This is a genomic window from Ectothiorhodospira shaposhnikovii (assembly GCF_022227765.1).
Taxonomy (GTDB): domain Bacteria; phylum Pseudomonadota; class Gammaproteobacteria; order Ectothiorhodospirales; family Ectothiorhodospiraceae; genus Ectothiorhodospira.
The window spans coordinates 89,370-108,144 of sequence record NZ_JAJMLZ010000002.1; the positions used below are offsets into that span (position 1 = coordinate 89,370).

At 64.1% G+C, this 18,775-nt stretch carries 15 protein-coding genes and 1 pseudogene; 3 read left to right on the forward strand and 13 right to left on the reverse strand.

Translation table 11 applies throughout. The features are described from left to right. Nucleotides 1-10: 10 nt before the first annotated feature. The 6 genes from LQD11_RS03050 to LQD11_RS03075 all read right to left on the reverse strand — a co-directional run bounded on the left by LQD11_RS03050 (nucleotide 11) and on the right by LQD11_RS03075 (nucleotide 6,424). Entirely contained in the window at nucleotides 11-1,033 is a 1,023-nt protein-coding gene (locus LQD11_RS03050) for an XrtA/PEP-CTERM system-associated ATPase (RefSeq protein ID WP_238616207.1), read from the reverse strand. Between the two features lie 8 nt (nucleotides 1,034-1,041). Next, entirely contained in the window at nucleotides 1,042-2,478 is a 1,437-nt protein-coding gene (locus LQD11_RS03055) for a TIGR03016 family PEP-CTERM system-associated outer membrane protein (RefSeq protein ID WP_238616208.1), read from the reverse strand. Further along, nucleotides 2,475-3,485 (reverse strand): XrtA-associated tyrosine autokinase, encoded by a 1,011-nt coding sequence (locus LQD11_RS03060; protein WP_238616209.1) that lies wholly within the window; start codon nucleotides 3,483-3,485, stop codon nucleotides 2,475-2,477. The genes LQD11_RS03055 and LQD11_RS03060 overlap by 4 nt, the downstream gene beginning before the upstream one ends. Next, nucleotides 3,482-5,044 carry an XrtA system polysaccharide chain length determinant gene (locus LQD11_RS03065; protein WP_238616210.1) on the reverse strand — a complete coding sequence of 521 codons (1,563 nt, stop codon included), beginning with the start codon at nucleotides 5,042-5,044 and terminating at the stop codon, nucleotides 3,482-3,484. The genes LQD11_RS03060 and LQD11_RS03065 overlap by 4 nt, the downstream gene beginning before the upstream one ends. A 77-nt stretch (nucleotides 5,045-5,121) precedes the next feature. Further along, complete coding sequence (locus LQD11_RS03070) at nucleotides 5,122-5,745, reverse strand: XrtA/PEP-CTERM system exopolysaccharide export protein (protein WP_238616211.1); 624 nt, start codon at nucleotides 5,743-5,745, stop codon at nucleotides 5,122-5,124. Between the two features lie 259 nt (nucleotides 5,746-6,004). After that, a complete protein-coding gene (locus LQD11_RS03075; protein ID WP_008931859.1) occupies nucleotides 6,005-6,424 on the reverse strand; it encodes an OsmC family protein in 420 nt (139 codons plus the stop codon). Between the two features lie 162 nt (nucleotides 6,425-6,586). Here LQD11_RS03075 and crp point away from each other — a divergent pair, with 162 nt between their 5' ends. Beyond that, nucleotides 6,587-7,225, forward strand: a complete 639-nt coding sequence (gene crp, locus LQD11_RS03080; RefSeq protein ID WP_040405292.1) for a cAMP-activated global transcriptional regulator CRP — start codon at nucleotides 6,587-6,589, stop codon at nucleotides 7,223-7,225. Between the two features lie 21 nt (nucleotides 7,226-7,246). Here the strand turns inward: crp and recQ are convergent, their stop codons facing one another. The 3 genes from recQ to pepN form a co-directional block, all read right to left on the reverse strand. Further along, on the reverse strand, nucleotides 7,247-9,058 hold the full coding sequence (gene recQ, locus LQD11_RS03085) for a DNA helicase RecQ (protein WP_238616212.1): 1,812 nt from the start codon (nucleotides 9,056-9,058) through the stop codon (nucleotides 7,247-7,249). A gap of 8 nt (nucleotides 9,059-9,066) precedes the next feature. Beyond that, nucleotides 9,067-9,285: a DUF2061 domain-containing protein gene (locus tag LQD11_RS03090; RefSeq protein WP_238616213.1), complete on the reverse strand. Its 219-nt coding sequence runs from the start codon at nucleotides 9,283-9,285 to the stop codon at nucleotides 9,067-9,069. Between the two features lie 110 nt (nucleotides 9,286-9,395). Further along, nucleotides 9,396-12,026 carry an aminopeptidase N gene (pepN, locus tag LQD11_RS03095; protein ID WP_238616517.1) on the reverse strand — a complete coding sequence of 877 codons (2,631 nt, stop codon included), beginning with the start codon at nucleotides 12,024-12,026 and terminating at the stop codon, nucleotides 9,396-9,398. Nucleotides 12,027-12,172: 146 nt separating this feature from the next. Here pepN and LQD11_RS03100 point away from each other — a divergent pair, with 146 nt between their 5' ends. Further along, entirely contained in the window at nucleotides 12,173-12,490 is a 318-nt protein-coding gene (locus LQD11_RS03100) for a BolA family protein (RefSeq protein ID WP_238616214.1), read from the forward strand. A 13-nt stretch (nucleotides 12,491-12,503) separates the two neighbouring features. Here the strand turns inward: LQD11_RS03100 and LQD11_RS03105 are convergent. From LQD11_RS03105 to LQD11_RS03120, 4 genes and pseudogenes are all read right to left on the reverse strand, one after another. After that, a pseudogene (locus LQD11_RS03105) lies at nucleotides 12,504-13,445 on the reverse strand (CobW family GTP-binding protein); the annotation flags it as partial. Nucleotides 13,446-13,454: 9 nt separating this feature from the next. Beyond that, nucleotides 13,455-15,635: an HAD-IIB family hydrolase gene (locus tag LQD11_RS03110; RefSeq protein ID WP_238616215.1), complete on the reverse strand. Its 2,181-nt coding sequence runs from the start codon at nucleotides 15,633-15,635 to the stop codon at nucleotides 13,455-13,457. Next, nucleotides 15,632-17,005, reverse strand: a complete 1,374-nt coding sequence (locus LQD11_RS03115; protein WP_238616216.1) for a glycoside hydrolase 100 family protein — start codon at nucleotides 17,003-17,005, stop codon at nucleotides 15,632-15,634. Before LQD11_RS03115 ends, LQD11_RS03110 begins: the two co-directional genes overlap by 4 nt. A 19-nt stretch (nucleotides 17,006-17,024) precedes the next feature. Further along, on the reverse strand, nucleotides 17,025-18,104 hold the full coding sequence (locus LQD11_RS03120) for an EAL domain-containing protein (RefSeq protein WP_238616217.1): 1,080 nt from the start codon (nucleotides 18,102-18,104) through the stop codon (nucleotides 17,025-17,027). A 253-nt stretch (nucleotides 18,105-18,357) separates the two neighbouring features. Between LQD11_RS03120 and msrB the strand changes: the two genes are divergently transcribed. Beyond that, the gene (msrB, locus tag LQD11_RS03125; RefSeq protein WP_238616218.1) at nucleotides 18,358-18,756 is read left to right on the forward strand and encodes a peptide-methionine (R)-S-oxide reductase MsrB; all 399 of its coding nucleotides are present in this window, start codon (nucleotides 18,358-18,360) and stop codon (nucleotides 18,754-18,756) included. Nucleotides 18,757-18,775: the final 19 nt, after the last annotated feature.

The following is an 18,775-nucleotide window of genomic DNA, read 5'->3' on the forward strand; positions in this document are numbered from 1 at the left end:
TGCAAGAAGATCACTCCTTCATCAAATGTTTCACCGCCCGCCGCAGCAGGGAAACCTCCCGGTAAAAGGACTTCTCCAGAGACTGAATCCGGCTCTCCAGGGCGGACACCCGTAACTCGATGTTGCCCCAGGAGTAATGGGCGGGCAGGCCCTGACCGTCATAGATGCCCCGGTTCATGCCGTCTTCCACCGGACCGACACCCACCTCCTCCGGGATGGCGCTGATCTCTTCGCCCAGCTCCCGGGCCACGGCCTGGACCACTTCGGCATCGATCCCGTGACGTTCCTCCAGAAAGGCATACAGCAGCAACCGATCCGCCAGGCTGTTGATGCGACGGGGAATGCCCTGGGTCTGCCGGTAGATCTCGGCAAAGGCCTCGGTCTCGAAAGCCGGGTCGTTCTTCCACCCCGCATGTTCCAGCCGGTAACGGATGTATTCCTCGGTCTCTTCCCGTGACAGCGGCGTGAGGTGGCAGGCGGCGATGAAACGCTGGCGAAACTGTTCCAGCTCCGCCATCTGCAGGGTGCGCCGGAACTGATTCTGTCCCAACAGGAAGCTCTGCAACAGCGGCCGACCGGCAAGCTGGAAGTTGGACAGCATGCGCAACTCCTCCAGGGCATGGGGCGGCAGGTTCTGGGCCTCGTCGATCACCAGCAGAACCCGCTTGCCTTCCCGGGACTTGTCCACCAGAAAACGCTCGATGCGGGTGAGCAGGTTGGCCTTGCTGTCGCTACCCACCTGCATGCCGAAGGCCATCGCCACCATGCGCAGCAGGTCGTCGGCGTGGAGCTGGGTGGTGACGATCTGGGCGGCAAAATAGTCCCGCTCGGAGATGTCGTTGAACAGCATGCGCACCAGGGTGGTCTTGCCCGTCCCCACATCGCCGGTGATGGCGATGAAACCCTCTCCCTGACTCAGGCCGTACTGCAGATAGGCCAGGGCCCGCTTGTGGATGCGGCTACCGAAAAAGCACCGAGGGTCGGGGCTGAGCTGGAAGGGCTTGCGATCCAGTTTGAAATAGGCTTCGTACATGGGCGGCCCTAGAAGGTCCTGCTCAGGGTGGCGGTGATGCGGTTCTCCTGGTAATCGAAATCGTCCTGATTGGAGTCACGCTCCTGGTAGCGGTATTCAATGGCGGCGGAGGTGTTGGCACCCAGGGTCCGGCTCAGGCCGAGACCCACGTTCCACAGGTCGTCCTTGCGGTTGTCCAGATCATAATCGGAGCGCTGCCACTGGGATGACAGGGTGGCCTGGGTACGCGGGGCGACCCGCCAGCCCAGGTTGGCACTGAAGCTGTTGATTTCCTGATCACCCCGATCCGTCTGGTAGAGTCGTTCTTCCCGGGCGGCCGCAAGCCCCCAGGAAAGCTTGGAACGCTGTCCCGACACCGAGATATTGAGACGCTTGGAGATGTAGGCGTCCGGCACCAGTTCAGGGAAAAGGAAGAAGATTGGAAACCCATCGTCATCCACGACAGGCAACCCGGTTTGGCCGTCTACGATGAGGAAGGGGACGAACTCCACCCGATTGAGGCTGGCCAAGGACTCCGAGTAGTTCACCTGCCAGGTCGCGTGCCGGAAACGATGGCTGAAGGTCAGGCCGTAGGTATCATCGAAGAAGCGTTCGCCGTAGAAGGCATCCAGGCTGGTGCGGGGACCGGGCAACCAAGTGAATCCGGCGCGCCAGAAGGTGTCGTCCGGGTCCGCCGCTTCGGCGGCCCGATTGTACCGGTTGCGCTCATCCCCACCCGCCGCATAGACGCTGAACTGGGGGCTGATGTTCAGACGAACCAGGGCCTCCAGGGATTCCAGGGTCACATCGGTGCCGTCGTCGTAGGCGGACTTATCCCAGGAATAGGACAGCGCCCAGCCCACCGTGGTGAAACGGGGACCGCTGTCCAGGGTGGCCTGAATCCGCTGATTCTCGCTGTTGTTGCTGGTGATGCCTCCGGACTGGTAGTCCACCTTGTCCCAGGTGTAACGCAGTTCCCCCGTGGCAAAACTGCCGAAGCCCTGACGCCAGTAGGGGGACAGAGAATAACGGGCCACGTCGGAGCGTGCCCCGGTAGAGATGTTGTCACCGGCAAAACCGTCCCTGGAATCCCTCAACTGCTGTCCGTAACTGGCCGATGCATCGAGGAACAAGGTCTCACGGATCAGGGTGGTGGTGCTGGTACCCGCGAACTGATGATAGACGGTATTGCGACCGTCATCCTCCCAATAGGCCAGGCTCTGCAGGTTGTAGCCCAGGGAAAGATCGGTGCGCCCGCCGGATCGTTGTAGTGAAAAACCGGTATTGAGTTGGGAGACCGAATCACTTTCCTTGTCTTCGCTCCGGGGGGCCAGGTTCACGTTGTCCGTATAGGTCTGGGACACGGAGACACGGGGCGTGAGGTCCCAGCTTCCCGCTTGGGCGGCGGCGCCGACATGCACCAGCGCCAGGGAGCCTAACAGGGTGCCGAAGGGCTTGATTCTCATGCCGGCGTTTCCTTGGCGGTGTCGGACTTGCCGTGGTAACCGTAGCCGTAGCCATATCCATACCCGTAGTTGCCCAGGGTGCGGCGGACCTTGTTCAGCACCAGCCCGATGGGCTTGGAGGTATCCAGCATGGCCAGGGCATCCTTCACCGTACCTTGCAGGGTGCGGCTGGACTCGACCACGAACACGATCTGCCCCACCAGACCGGCCACCACCACCGACTCGCTGGTCAGCAGCAAGGGCGGGGAATCGAAGATCACCACCCGATCCGGGTAGCGCTCCGCCAGTTCCCGGGTGAGCCGAAGCATGTCTTCACTGGCCAGCAGTTCGTTGGAATGGGGATGGTAGCGTCCCATGGGGATGACCCGCAGCTTGGGGACATTGGTCTTGATGATCACATCCCCCACGTCCAGATCCTTGTCCAGCAGCAGGTCGATCAACCCGGGCCCCTGGGGCGTGCCGAGGACATGATGGACGCGGGCGCGCCCGACGTCGGCATCCACCAGCAGCACCGTCTTGTCCATTTCCATGGCGATGCTCATGGCCAGGTTGATGGCGGTGAAGGTCTTGCCTTCCCCCGACTTGGCGCTGGTTACCATAATGAGGTTGCCCTGATCGACCAGTTCGGCGCCGCGGCCGAAGGCATTGGCCAGCAACGGGCGCTTGATCATGCGGAATTCCTCCGAAACATGATTGCGTTCGGAGTTGGCGGTGATGAAGCCCTGTTCCCGCAGATGGGCCAGATTCAGCGCCACGTACCGATCCGAGGCCGGATCCACGTCCGGCGGTGGCGGCGGAATATCGGGCAGGGTGTCGAAGGGCGGCATGGGGGCCGAAACAGACGGGGTTTCCCGTTGATCATCCGTCGTCTTGCGGCTGACCGCGGTGGTTATGGCTGGTGCCCGCGCTTCGGGTTCGGCGCGAGGCAGGTCACGGGTCTCGGGGCCGGCTTCCAACCGGCGCACCGCCTTCTCGATGAGGCTCAGATCGGTCTGTTTGTCGCTCATCCCAGCAGCCTCTCAACGATGGACAGGTGAATGCCGCCGGCAGCCACCACGGCAAAGTATGCCGCCAGCAACAGCCCTCCCACGCCGGCGAAGGATATCAGTTCGATCCGTTCCCGCAGGCGTCGCTTCGAACTGGTGAGCAGGCTCACCGTGCCCAGCACCGGGAAGCCGGTGACCTTGTTGAGGGAGCGGCGATTGTCGAAGACCGGCCGTAGCTGACCGATCAGGAAGGCCAGGCCGCCGCCGATGCCCAGCCCCGCCAGCAGGGCCATGGAGAACATGGCGGGGCGATTGGGGGCGGATGGGGACGAGGGGACCCGAGCCGGCTCGATGACCCGGAACTGGACCTGCTCGCCACGCTCCTCGACGCTACGGCTCAGGGCGGCCGACTCCCGGCGACGCAGGAGCTGCTCGTACTGTTCACGGTTGACGTTGTAGTCCCGATCCAGCCGCGACATCTCCGCCTCGATGTCGGGGATGATGTCCACCAGACGCTGCAGTTCCGCCACCTGACTCTGGTGCTGCTGCAAGCGGACCCGCAGGCTGGCGATTTCCACGTCCGCGTTGGACAGGGTCATGCGCATCTGCTGATACACCGGGTTGGTATCCAGTTGCTCCATGCTGGGACCGCTCTGGCGGGCCAGACGGATCTCCTCCTCCCTCTGGACCTGCAGATCCTCAATGGTGCGGCGGATGCTCTGAATGTCCGGATGCCGTTCCGTGAAGGTCAGCAACAGTTCGTCCAGGCGGGCCTGAAGGTTCTGAATACGGGCATCAATGGCCGCCGTCGCCTGAGTGGTCCGGGTGCCACCCATGATGCCGAACGTGGGTTCTTCACCGATCAATTGTCGCCGAATTTCCTCGCGGCGATTTTCCGCCTCTCTCAGACGCAGCTGGGTTTCCTCCAGCAGGCTTTGGGCCTGCTGAAGGCGGGAGTAGTAGTTTCCTCGATCCCCCGGTAGCAGACCGACGTTGTCACGACGAAAGTCCGCCAGACGCCGCTCCGCGGCAGCCAAGCGCTGCTCAAGCTCCCGGATCTGCTGATCCAGGAAGCGCCGTGCCACGTCGGTATCCGTCCGGGTATCCCCCAGCGCACCTTCCACGAAACGGTTCAGCAGGGCCTGGACCACGTCATAGGCATGCCGCGGATTGCCGTGGGTGTAGGCGATGGTGTAGACGTTGTCCTGGCGGCCCGCGGAAATACTGATACCACTGCGCAGCTGACCGACGATCCGCTGCATGTCCGCATCGGTGTGGGCCTGAAGGTGCAGATCCGTGGCCCGAGCCACCTCTTCCAGGTTGGGGCCGGTCAGCATGGTGCGGGTCATGAAGGCCACCCGCTGGGAGACGTTGGTGTCCACCGCCAGGCCCCGGAGCAGGGGACGGAGCATGGATTCCGTATCCACGTGTACCTGAGCGGAAGCGCGGTACTGATCCGGCAGCTGGGAGACATAGAGCCAACCGGCCATGCTCACCCCCCAGGCAACCACCAGGACCACCCAGCGATAGCGCCAGATGTCGCGCAAGTAGCCCAGGATCTGAGAGATGATTTCCTGCATGGCGGTCTCCTCGCCTTCACATACCGCGGGACGCCGAACCGGCGTCCGTATTACCGACGTGCGGGGGTAAGTCTGTCTTAGAACCAGGACTCGGGAATGATGAGGATATCGCCGGGCAGCACGGCCACATTGGCCTCGATATCCCCCTTGTTGATCAGGTCATTGATGCGGACCCCGAACTGCCGAGCTTCGCCGTTGATGTTGCGCACGATGGAGGCCCGGTTGCCGGCGGCAAACTCCGTCACGCCGCCCACGGCGATCATGACATCCAGCAGGGTCATGTTTTCGTTATAGGGAATGGCCTGGGGGTTGGCCGCCTGCCCCACCACCCGGATCTGCTGGTCATAGGGTCCGCGGAAACCGGTGACGATCACGGTGACCACCGGGTCACGCACATAGACGGAGAGCACTTCCTCCATGTCCCGGGCCAGCTGGGTCGGGGTCTTGTTGGCGGCGGGGACATCTTCGATGAGGGGAGTGGTGATCTTGCCGTCGGGGCGGACCGGCACCGACATGGACAACTCGGGCTGGCGCCAGACGAAGATGTTGACGTTGTCGCCCGGTCCGATGATGTAGTCGGGACTGCCGGTGAACTCCACGGCTTCCAGGGGGGGATGTCTGGTGGCACAACCGCTGAGCACCAGGATCAGCAACGAAACGACGAGAAGACCGATACAGCCTGACAGGCGATGCTTGTTCACGTGCTCCTCCTTTTCACGGACCCAGGTCCGCTGGGCAATCCGGCAGTCGCGGGGACTGGCTCTGAATCAGGCTTGAGTACAGCCGATCCAATCAGCAAATGCCCCTTGAAAAGGAGCATAAGTGAGAACTGCGTCACAAATCAACAGACCGGTAACTGATGGTTATCACTTTCCAGCGATGATTTACCGGCCCACGGCGTCACCTTACCCACAGCCTTGGCGCAGTTTATCACCGCGCCCTTCCCTCCCGGTAGACGGATCACTCCGGCTCCCGAATCTCGAAATCATGGGTGATCTCGGCGGTCCTGCCCAACATGATCGAGGCGGAGCAGTACTTTTCCGCGGACAATTCAACCGCACGGGCCACCTGCTTTTCGGCAAGATTGCGGCCAGTGACGATGTAATGGGCATGGATGCGGGTGAACACCTTGGGGTGTTCCTCGGCCCGCTCGGCCTCCAGCATCACTTCGCAGTCCGTGATGGCCTGGCGGGACTTCTGCAGGATCTGCACCACATCGAAGGCGGAACACCCGCCCATGCCCATCAGCAGCATTTCCATGGGACGCGGCCCCAGATCCCGTCCACCGAACTCCGGCGGTCCGTCCATGACCACGGCATGACCACTTCCGGATTCGGCCACGAAGGTCATGTGATCCACCCATTTCACTCTTGATTTCATCTGCATGATTTCCCTTGGAACAAGGCTGACGCCCCTCTGATTCGACAAGGTGGGGGCTTTACCATAAACTGTGGCGGGGTAAAAACAATAATCATGATCCCCGACACTACAATCCGTCACCCCACGACGGCACCCCACCGGTCCTTCTCTACGAGGTGGACAATGAGCATGTTGCCAAGGCAAAAGCAGATGCCTGACCCGGCGCTGGAAAAACTGCTGTCTCATTGCCATCGGCGGCAATACCCCGCACGCTCCACCGTCATTCACGCGGGGGATCGACCGGAGACGCTGTACTATATCATCCAGGGTTCGGTCAGCGTGACCATAGAGGACGAGCACGGCCATGAAATCGTGCTGGCCTATCTCAATCCCGGTCAGTTTTTCGGTGAAATGGGCATCTTTGCCTCCCAGGCCCGCAGTGCCGGCGTGGTGACCCGCGCCCCCACTGAAACCGCCGAGATCCACTACCCCAAATTCCTTGACCTGGCCATGCAGGACCCGCAGATCATGTTTCTGCTGGCCACCCAGTTGGCGGCCCGGTTGCGGGAAACCAGCCGCAAGGTGATCGATCTGGCCTTTCTGGATGTCACCGGACGCATCGCCCGCACCCTGATGGAACTGGCCCAGCAGCCCGATGCCATGACCCACCCCGAAGGGATGCAGATCCGCATCACCCGGCAGGAACTGGCCAAGATCGTGGGCTGCTCCCGGGAAATGGCCGGTCGGGTGCTCAAGGAACTGGAGGAGAAGGGCCTGATCACGGCCCACGGCAAGACCATCGTGGTATTCAACGCCCGCTGAGTCCGCCCCGAGACCGGCCCGCTACGCTTCCGCTTCCCGGATCACTTCCAGGAACGCCAGCCCGTAGGACTCCAGCTTTTTCTCTCCCACCCCGGAGATGCCCGCCATGGCCGCCAGGCTGTGGGGGCGCACCTGGGCCATTTCCTGCAGGGTGGCGTCATTGAATACCATGTAGGGCGGCACGCCCTGCTCATCCGCCAGCCGGCGACGGCAACCGCGCAATGCCTCGAACAGGCGCTGACCCTCGGGGCTGTCCAGTTGCAGCGCCCTTGAGCGGCGTGGCTCCCGGCTGATCCGGGCGGGGACGGTCTCCTTGCGCAGCATCAGGGGAACCTCCCCCCGCAGCACGGGGCGACAGGACGGATTCAGGTGCAGTCCTCCGTGCCCTTCCAGATCCACCGTGAGCAGGCCGCGGGCGATGAGCTGGCGAAAAATCCCCCGCCACTCGTTCACGGTCAGATCACGACCGATGCCGAAAACACTGAGCCGATCATGGCCGAACCCCCGGATGCGCTCGTCCTCCTTGCCCCTGAGCACGTCCACCAGATAATTCACGCCGAAACGCTGCCCGGTACGATGGACACAGGACAGGGCCATCTGGGCCGGCACCGTCGCGTCCCAGGTTTGCGGCGGCTCAAGACAGTTATCACAGTTACCGCAGGGTTCGGCGAGCGGTTCTCCGAAATAGGGCAACAAGGTCTGGCGACGGCAGGTGACGGTCTCGCACAGCCCGAGCATGGCATCCAGCTTGTGACGCTCGACCCGCTTGTGGGATTCATCGGCGTCGGAAGCATCCACCATCTGCCGCAGGGTGATCACGTCCTGCAGGCCGTAGCTCATCCAGGCATCCGCCGCCAGCCCGTCTCGCCCGGCACGGCCGGTCTCCTGATAGTAGGCCTCGATGCTTTTGGGCAGGTTCAGGTGGGCCACGAAACGGACATTGGGCTTGTCGATGCCCATGCCGAAGGCGATGGTGGCGACGATGATGATGCCTTCCTCGTTGAGAAAGCGCCGCTGATGGGCTTCGCGCATCTCCGCGGGCAGACCGGCATGGTAGGGCAAGGCGGTGAGTCCCTGTCCGGTGAGCCACTCGGCCACCTCCTCCACCCGTTTGCGGGATAGACAATAGACAATGCCCGCCTCGTCCGGATGGGTGTCGCGGATGAAGCGCAGCAACTCCCGCCGGGCATTGCCGGCGGACTGGTTGATGCGATAGCGGATGTTGGGGCGATCGAAGCCGCTGATGAACGCCCGGGCCTGATCCAGACACAGGCGGGCACGGATCTCCCCGCGGGTACGGGCATCGGCGGTGGCGGTGAGGGCGATGCGCGGCACCCGGGGCCAGCGCTCGGCCAGCAGGGAAAGCTTGATGTATTCGGGGCGGAAGTCATGGCCCCACTGGGAGACGCAATGGGCCTCGTCGATGGCAAAGAGATTGACGCAGACCCGGTCAAGGAGGTTCAGGGTACGTTCGGTCAGAAGACGCTCCGGAGCGACGTACAACAAATCCAACCGCCCATCCAGCAGCTGGGTTTCCACCGCCCTGGCTTCATCCGACGCAAGAGTGGAATTGAGGTAGGCGGCGCGCACCCCGGCCTGCCGCAGGGCGGCCACCTGGTCCTGCATGAGGGCGATGAGGGGGGAGACCACGACGCCGGTGCCGGGCAGGGCCATGGCCGGGATCTGGTAGCAGAGGGACTTGCCGCCGCCGGTGGGCATCAGCACCAGGGCGTCCATGCCCTGCAACAGGGTCCGGATGACCTCGTCCTGGGGGGAACGGAAGCGGTCGTAGCCGAAGGTGTTGCGAAGAATCTCCAGGGGTTTTTTGTCCATCTGACTCCTCAGACAGGAACCCGGGCGACACCAGCGGCCTGATCGCGGGCGGCGCGGCGGGCACGGATACGATCCCAGACCTTTTCATGGAAGTGATAGGCCACGGTGTTGATCATCGGTTCGATCAAGGCGGCGAGTCCACCGATCACGAGACTGCCGGTCAGGGCGTAGACCACGGCAAAGGCGACGGTGAAGTGTACAACGGCGAAGCTGGCGGTCTTGATCATGGCGGCGTCTCCCGAATCTGATGTGTCCTTGATTGAGAGACTAAACAAATGCGAATGATTATTGAAATTGATTCTTACAATATCCCCGATAGAAGTACCGAATAACAGCTTCAATCCAGACTCCGCGAGGCGACCTCGTACACGTCCCGGGACAGTCCGGGATGGGCCACGATCCGCTCCAGACAGCGCCGCATTGAGCCTTGACGCTCCTCGTCAAAACGCCGCCAGCGACTCAGACTGGTCACCAGCCGAGCCGCGATCTGCGGGTTGAGGGCGTCCAGTTCCAGGACGCTGTCGGTAATCAGCCCGTGACCGGACCCATCCAGGGCGTGGAAATGCACCGGGTTGGCCATGGCAAAGGTCCCCAGCACCGCCCTCACCCGGTTGGGATTGCGGATGCTGAAACCGGGGTGGGACATCAGTCCCCGCACCCGATCCAGCGCGCCCGGGGCCGCATCCATCGCCTGCAGGCCGAACCACTTGTCCAACACCAGGGGATCGTCGCGCCAGCGGGCCTCGAAATGGGCCAGGGCCTGGTCACGGGCCTCCCCAGGGCAGTCCAGCAACGCCCGCAGGGCGCCCATGGCATCGGTCATGTTGTCGGCGGACCCATAATGGGTCCGGGCCAGGGCCACCGCCTCGGCCTCGCCGGAGGCGCACAGATAGGCCAAGCACAGGTTGCACAGACGGCGGCGTCCCATGGCCGTCGCATCCATGCCTTGCGCCCCCGCCGTGGCCTCATAGACGGCACGGAACCGATCCCCCAGGGCGGCGCCCAGGGCCTGGCGCAGGAACTGTCGGGCCTGATGGATCGCATCCACGTCCACCACCGCCATCTGCTCCGCCAGATAGCCTTCTCCCGGCAGGGTCAGGGCCTCGGCCACCAGGGCGGCGTCCAGCGCCCCGTTGGCCAGCACCTGGCCGAAAGCCTGCGCAAAACGGGCATCCAGCGTCAGGGGTTGCCCCGCTTGGACGGCCTCGATCAGTCCCTGCAGTACCTTCAGGGCAAACTGCTGGCCCGCCTCCCAACGGTTGAAGTCGTCCGTGTCATGGGCCATGAGGAAGGCCAGCTGCGCATCGGTGTAGGGGAAGCGCAGATTCACCGGCGCCGAGAATCCCCGCAACAGTGAGGGGACCGGCAACTCCGGCACGTCCTGGAACACGAAGACATGGGTGGGCGCGGTCAGCTCCAGGGTGCGCTCACCGGCAACGGCACTGTCCTCCCCCTCCAGGCGCAGGGGGATCTCCTGCCCCCGGGCATCCAGCAGGGCCATGACCAGGGGAATGTGCAGGGGCAGCTTTTCCGGCTGGCCCTTGGTGGGAAGGCAGGACTGGCGCACCGTGAGCCGGTAGGTGGCGGTCCGCGGGTCATGCTCCCCGGTCGCCTCCAGCAACGGCGTTCCGGCCTGGTCATACCAGCGGCGGAACCGGGAAAGATCCCGGGCATTGGCATCCTCCATGGCCTTGACGAAATCGTCCGTGGTCACCGCCTGACCATCGTGACGGTCGAAATAGAGGTCCAGCCCGCGGCGGAATCCTTCACGACCCAGCAGGGTCTGGATCATGCGCACCACCTCGGCGCCCTTTTCATACACGGTCATGGTGTAGAAGTTGTTGATCTCGATGTAGGACTGGGGCCGCACCGGGTGGGCCATGGGACCGGCGTCCTCGGGGAACTGCAGGGTGCGCAGGCGCTGGACATCCTGGATCCGCTTGACCGCCCGCAGGCTTTGGTCAGCGGTGAATTCCTGGTCGCGAAAGACGGTGAGGCCTTCCTTGAGGGAGAGCTGGAACCAGTCGCGGCAGGTGACCCGGTTGCCGGACCAGTTGTGGAAATATTCGTGGGCGATGACGCTCTCGATGGCCACGAAGTCGTCGTCGGTGGCGGTATCTGGACGGGCCAGCACGTACTTGGAATTGAAGACGTTGAGCCCCTTGTTCTCCATGGCCCCCATGTTGAAGTCGTCCACCGCCACGATCATGTAGATGTCCAGATCGTATTCCCGGCCGAAGGTGTCCTCGTCCCAGCGCATGGATGCCTGCAGGGAGCGCATGGCGTGATCGCATTTGTCCAGGTTGTGACGCTGCACGTAGATGCGCAGGTCCACCTCCCGTCCGGTTCGGGTGGTGAAGCCGTCCCGCCGGCAGACCAGGTCCCCCGCCACCAGGGCAAACAGATAGCTGGGCTTGGGGAAGGGATCGTGCCAGACGGCGAAATGACGCCCCTCGGGCAGGTCGCCGCTGTCGGTGAGATTGCCGTTGGAGAGCAGCACGGGATAGCGGGCCTTGTCGGCCTCGATGCGCACCGTGTAGACGGCCATCACGTCGGGCCGGTCCAGGAACCAGGTGATGCGACGGAATCCTTCCGCCTCGCACTGGGTGCAGAAGTTGCCGCCGGAGACATACAGCCCCTCCAGCGCCGTGTTGGCCGCCGGGGCAATGCCCGTCTCCAGGCTGAGTTCACAGCGCTCGGGCAGATCGTGCAGGGTCAGGGTCTCGCCCTCCAGATGATAGTCACCCGGCTGCAGGGGACGGTCATCCAGGCGGATGTCGTGGAGCACCAGATCCTGGCCGTTGAGTGACAGGGGAGCCTCCCCGTGGCCGTTGCGCGCCAGGGTCAGGCGGGATCTGACCCGGGTATCCTCCGGATCCAGCACGAAGCACAGGTCCACCGAAAGGATGCGCCACCGGGGGGGTGCGTAGTCCTTGAGATGAATGGCGGCGGGGGCGGTTTCTTTCATCATTTTGCGCGAACAACCGGGTTGGGCGTGTGCCTGACTTCCATGGTGCACTATAGCGTTTTGAGATGGGGGGCGTCCAAGCTTGCCAAACGGACGCCCCTTGATGATCATAGCCCCATACCCGACTATTGCACCAGGATATGACCATGAGCATGCAGGCAAGCATCGAGCAGACATTGTTCGAGGGGCTGGACCCGGTTCATCTGGAAGTGGTGAACGAGAGCGACAAGCACAACGTGCCGCCGGGTTCCGAATCCCATTTCAGGATCACCGTCGCCTCACCCCGGTTCGAGGGCCTGCGCCTGCTGGCAAGGCATCGTCAGGTCCATGGTCTGCTGGCGCGGGAGTTGTCCGGGGGCATCCACGCCCTGGCGCTGCATACCCTGACGCCGGAGGAGTGGACGGCCCGGGAAGGTCGGGTGGCCGAGTCTCCCCCGTGCCGGGGTGGGGGGAAGCGGCGCTGATCGCCCCCCGGAACCCGGCCTCGATGGCAGCCCAGTCCATGGCGGCTGTCGGCGCGATGCACTCCACCCGACTGTCACGGCGCCAGGCCACCGGCTCGGCGCTGAAACGTCCTTCCGCCCAGTCGAAGCGCTGCCATTCCCGGCCGGTGCGCAATACTCCCTTGGCCCGGATCAGGTCCCGCCAGGGCGGGGCCGCGAACAGTGCCTGCACCCGCGACAGGTCGAAGCGCTGTGCGTGGTCGAAGTGCCAGCCCCGGGCGGTGTCCGCTGGCGGGGCCTGGACGGCACGGCCCAGCGGACGCAGGACCGGCCCGGACACCCCCCCCGCAACCGGCAAATCCAGCACCGCCGCGTCCACCTCGCCCCGCCGGGCATGAATGATTGCCCGCTTGGGTGGGTACAGGCCCTTGAGGTAATCCTCCACGGCCTGGATCTGTTGCGGGGTGGCAACGTCCTTCTTGTTGATGATCACCACATCCGCCAAGCTGATCTGGTCCCGGTAGATGGCTGAACGGGACAGACGATCCGCGGAAAAACCGCCGGGATCGACCACGCAGAGGCTGTTGCCCAGGGTGACCGCCCGGGCCAGCCAGGGGTCCCGCAGGGTGTCGATGATGCCGGCGGGATGCCCAAGGCCCGTGGGTTCCAGCAACAGCCGGTCAGGCCGAATCTGCCGCAGCAGACGGGTGAGGGCCACCCGCAGGCTCATGGCGCCGGTACAGCAGATGCAGCCACCGGATACCTCCCGTACCGCCACGCTGTCGCCACCCGCCGACGAGACCAGCGCGCCATCGATGCCCACTTCCCCGAACTCGTTCACCAGCACCGCCCAGCGCTCGTGGGCAGGACGCCGGCCCAGCAGGTGCAGCACCGTGGTGGTCTTGCCGGCGCCCAGAAAGCCGGTGATCAGGTTCAGGGTGGTGACGGAGGGTGTCGGGTCATCCGGTGGGGTCATGGCAGCCGGTCACTCCTCATCGTCATCCCCGGGCACCCCGCAGCGGCCGAAGAAGTCGTAGTGATCGAAGGCCTCCGCGATGCCGCCCGCATGGGTGGCATCGGCGAAGTACACCCGTCGGAAGCCGTAGAGATGTTCCAGTTCGGGCTGGTGATTGCCGACCACCACGCCCAGGGTACTGCCCCGCAGCATGTCCTCGTCATTGCCCGAGTCCCCCGCCACCAGGGTGTGGTCCAGGGGGATACCCCACTTGTCGGCGAAGTAGCGCACGGCAAAGCCCTTGGAAGCCCGTACCGGCAACAGGTCCAGAAAGTGGTCGTGGGAATAGATGATGTTGGCGTGCAGATCTTCCTGATGCAGCAGTCGCTCGATCTCCTTCATGCCGGGGGCCTTGGCCGGGTCGACGAAGAAACTGAGCTTGTGGCGGCGCTGATCCTCCGTCGGCTGCAGGGTGATGCCCGGCAGGTCCAGCAACAGGCGGCGCAGGGCCTCCGGGTTCCAGCGGTGATCGATGTGGCGGGACCAGCCCTGGTCCTCGGTCATCTCCGGGCCGTAATGGATCTCGGCGCCCACGGAAGTGATCATCACGTCCGGCGTGGGCACGCCCCATTCCTTGAGTACCTGGATGGCCGAGTCCAGGCGACGACCGGTGGCAATGCCGAAGGCCACCCCCCTGCCCCGCTCCTTGAGCCGTTGCAGCATCACCCGCAGGGAGCCCCGGTCACCCAGCAGGGTGTTGTCGATGTCGGAAATCAGTGCCCGATCCGCCTGGGACAGCTTGCCGGAGAGACGCTGCTGCCCCCGGCGATAGCGGCTGGCCTCCCGGCGCAGCCCCTTGAGCCGCTTGATGTAATTCTCCGCGTGACCTTCCCAGGCATAGTGCCGGCGCACTCCCTTGAGACCGTTGTCGGACAGGCGCTTCCAGCGGTCGGGGTCCACGAGGATGCCGTGGATGGCCTCCGCCATGGCCCGGCAGTCCAGGGGGTGCACCAGTTCCCCGTTGTTGCAGTGGGCCAGGATGTCCCGGGGACCGCCGTCTTCCGTGGCCACGATGGGGGCGCCGCTGGCGGAAGCCTCGATCAGGGTCAGACCGAAGGGTTCGGTCAGGGCCGGATTGACGAAGACGCCCCGGGTGCGGGTCACCAAGCGGTAGAGATCGGGCACATCGTCGGCCGCATGATGCTTGGGGAAGGCTACGGCGCCGTAGAGGTCATGGTCGTCGATGAGCATCATCACCTCGGTGAGGACATCCCGCGGCCCCTTGTCCATCTCGCGGATGCTGTCCCGGTTGCCGGCGACGATGACCAGGTTGGCGATCTTGCGCAGTGCCGGATGTTCGGCATAGGCCTTGACCAGGGTGGGAATGTTCTTGCGCTCGTCGGGTCGGGACAGGGCCATGATCATGGGCTTGTCCGGGTCCGCGAGAAAGCGCTTGAGGGTCTGGTAAATGGCTGGACGGGGGGCTCGGGCCCGGGGAGGATGGAACCGGCTCAGGTCCGTGCCCGGCGGGATCACCACCATGCGTTCCGGGCGGTAATGGTCGTAGAGGGCATATTGTTCCTCCACCTCCTGCCGGGTGCTGGCAATGACCATGTAGGCGTTGCCCAGGACCTCCTCCTCGGCCTCGATGCGGCGACCGATGTGGTAGCGGCGCTCGATCTCGTCCGCCGTGGCGCCCTTCTCCAGCAGGCGCTCCCGCTTGACCCGACCCAGGGAATGACCGGTCTGCACCAGCGGCACTCCCATCAGGTTGGCCACCCGCACCGCCACGTGCCCGGCATCGGCATAGTGGCCGTGCACCACGTCCGGCATCAGGCCCACCTGACGGATGTGCTTGATGGCGTTGTCGGCAAAGCAGTCCAGATAGGGCCAGAGCTTTTCCTTGCGCAAATAACGGCGTGGGCCGCAGTCCAGGCGGATGATCCGCACCCCGTTGCCCAGGTCTTCTTCCGGCTGGGCATAGTCGTCGGACACCCGGTTGTCCACCACCCGGCGGGTGAGCAGGTCGACGCGCCCCACTTCGGGGTGGGCGCCCAGGGCACGGGCCAGTTCCACCACGTACTTGATCTGTCCGCCGGTGTCGGCATCGCGTCCTAGTTCCAGGTCATCCCCACGGACCAGGCCGTGGATGCTGATCAGGACGATATACAGGCCCTCGCCCTGACGGGCCTTGCTTTGGGTTTTCTTCATCGTTTCTCGTATCCCTTGAGGCTCAAGACGTCCAGGGTGGACGGGTCCTCGATGAACTTGTGTGACAGGATCAGCGCGGTGGCCGACCAGGTCTGATTGAAGTTGGAGCGGCGGCCGATGAGACGGCCGTTGCGCCCGTCGTAGTATTCGGGCCAGCCGTTGGCGTAGAGACGGGGGGCGGCGGTGTCATGGGCACGGCGGGCCAGGTCTTCCCGCCCGGCGTGGAGGGCGGCGGCGACGAAGGCCCACAGCAGGGCCGGCCAGTTGCCGCCGTTGTGATAGGACCAGGGGATGTTCTTGGGATCGGAACCGGTCATCAGCCGCCATTCATCCCCTTCCATGGCGGGGAAACAGATCTTCACCGGCATCATCCCCGCCAGATCGCTCCAGCGCTGGTCGAACAGGGCCATGATGCGCCGCCCCTGCTCCGGGTCCGCCAGACCGAACAGCACCGCCAGCAGGTTGCCCAGGGAGAAGAAGCGAAAATCCATCCGTCCCGGTCCCAGGTTGCCCACCAGATAGCCGGTCTGCGGGGGCAACCAGTCGCTGACCCAGGCGGGGATGCTCTCCGGATGGATGTTCAGGGCATTCTCCGAATCATGGCCGAAGATCTCGGTACGGTAGCGATGGATCCGGTTGAGCCGGTCCTCGTCCAGCCAGTAATAGTGGCGCACGTACTCGGTGAGCTGGTCCAGACGCTTGCACGACTGCTGATGGATGGCCTGGCTTTCCGCGTCTTCCGGGTCCAGCAGTTCCAGGGCCGCCCGCAAAGCGCCGAAGAACAGGGACTGGATTTCCAGGGGGTGGCCGTAGACCCCCATGCGCCGGTCGATCATGAACGAGCCGTCGGGCACCAGCAGGGTCGGGAAGATCTCGAACCGATCCTGCAGGCAGATGTTGAGGATCATGCGCACGCCCCGCCGGCACTCCGGGGAACGGGTGAAGGCGGTATCTCCGCTGACCCGCTCATAGGCCACCAGCAGGATCAGCCACCACATCATGGAATCCACCGGTGCCACCCGGCCGATGGCCCGGTCACCGAAATCGGTGTGGATCTCCTCCTCCCCGGCCTCGTTGCACAGCACCCGGAAACTGGCGGGCATCACCTTGGCCACCGCCCGGTGACCCTCCACCTCTTCCTGCTGATCCCGCAGCTTGAGCACCAGGGCCAGAAAGTCGCGGACAATGTCGTGGCGACCGTCCAGCAGGAACACCAGGCCGGAGGGGACGAAATCCCGGACGAAGCAGTCGGCGTAATTCTCGGCGGGGGCTTGTGCATCCAGGCTGGCGATGGTGCCGACCACCCGGCCCTGGTAGTGCACCTGGGAGGCCTCAAGGAGGCGGTAGGCGGAGCTGATGGGGTCGGTCAAGCGGGGGTCTCCCTCGTCGTCATCTCGGATCTTCGGGCACCTCGGGGGCCGGCGGCGGTGTCGCCGGGCGGGCAAACAGGTAACCCTGCACATAGTCCACCCGCCTGCCGCGCAGCCAGTCCCATTCGGCGCGGGTTTCCACGCCCTCGGCGATGGTGGCGATGTCCAGTTCGCCGGCCATTTCGATCAGCTTGGCCAGCACCTTCTGGCGGAAGGGGTCCTGGTCGATCCCTTTCACCATAGCACGATCGAACTTGACGAAATCCGGCCGCAACTCCGCCAGCAGGTTGAGGGAGGCATAGCCGGCGCCCAGATCGTCCAGTGCCACGCGAAAGCCGGCCTCGCGATAGAAATCCACGATCCGGCGCAGGTGGGCGGTGTCGGAGACGGCCTCGGTTTCCACCACTTCGAACACGAAACGCTGCGGATCGGCGCCAAGCCGGCGGACTTCGTTCAGGGTGGTCTGGAGACAGTAGGCCGGATCGTAGATGGTGGTGGGATTGAAATTGATGAAGATATTGCAGCGGATGTTGTGACCCGTCGCCTGACGAATGGCATTGATGCGGGCGGTCCGGTCAAGCTGGAACATGAGGCGGGCGGCCCTGGCCTGCTCCAGCAACCGATCCGGATAGATGAGCGAGTGTTCCCCGGGGCTTTGTCCGCGCATGAGGGATTCGTAGGCGAAGATCTGATCCGGGCGCCGGGTATGGACGATGGGCTGGAAATGGAACACCAGGCTTTCCGTCTCGATGATGTCCACCAGCCAGCCGCTGCAGGCCCGCGCCAGCAGGGCGTGCAGGCTCTGGGTACGGGGCAGATGGGCGATGCCGAAGGATTGATCCTCGGGCAGCAAGGCGGCCTGACAGTCCCGGATCTCGGCCTCGCTCAACTGATCCTTGAGCCGTTGGGCCAGCGGCTGCAGATCACCGTTGCCCAGGCGGATCTCCAGAACCCCTTCGATGCCGTTGTGAACCGGATAGCCCTGGGCCTGCAGGTGTTTGTGGAGTGCCTTGAGGGTGTGGGACAGGAACGGCGCCAGATAGAGCCGCCCCGGTCCGGGTTCACAGCGCTCGATGATCTGGCAGTCTTGGCATGTCATGGCGGACACCTCATCCCAGGGAGTCTTTCCCTGCCCGGCACTGTCCCAATGTGATGAACACTCACTGCGCACTCCCTATCTGGAGAAAGGTCCCGACAGATCGTCCGTGGACGAACCGGCCTTGACATTCTTTCCGGCCATTCTCCCCCGTGGGGCGGGCGAAGGCAGCCCCTCCAGGGTGGATAGGGAAGCGTGGCGATATGATCATAACCGATCCCGGATGGGGATCAAAAAACGACGAGGTGTCTGCATCATGAACGAGAAGGTGAGCAAGTCCGAGGCCCAGTGGCGTGCCGAACTGACGCCGGAGCAGTATCGCGTCACCCGGGAGGCGGGCACGGAACGGGCCTTCACCGGCTGTTTCCATGATCACAAGGCCGCGGGGGTATATCACTGCATCTGCTGTGATGCCCCGCTGTTCAACAGTGATCACAAGTACGACTCGGGTAGCGGCTGGCCCAGCTACTGGCAGCCAGTGAGTGAATCGGCCCTGGAACGGCATGAGGATCGCAGCCTGTTCATGACCCGGGTAGAGGTGCGCTGCGCCGGCTGCGATGCCCACCTGGGGCATGTGTTCGAGGACGGCCCACCGCCCACCGGACTGCGCTACTGCATCAACTCGGCGGCGTTGCGGTTTCAGGGGGCGGAATAGCCCCCATCTCCCCGGCACC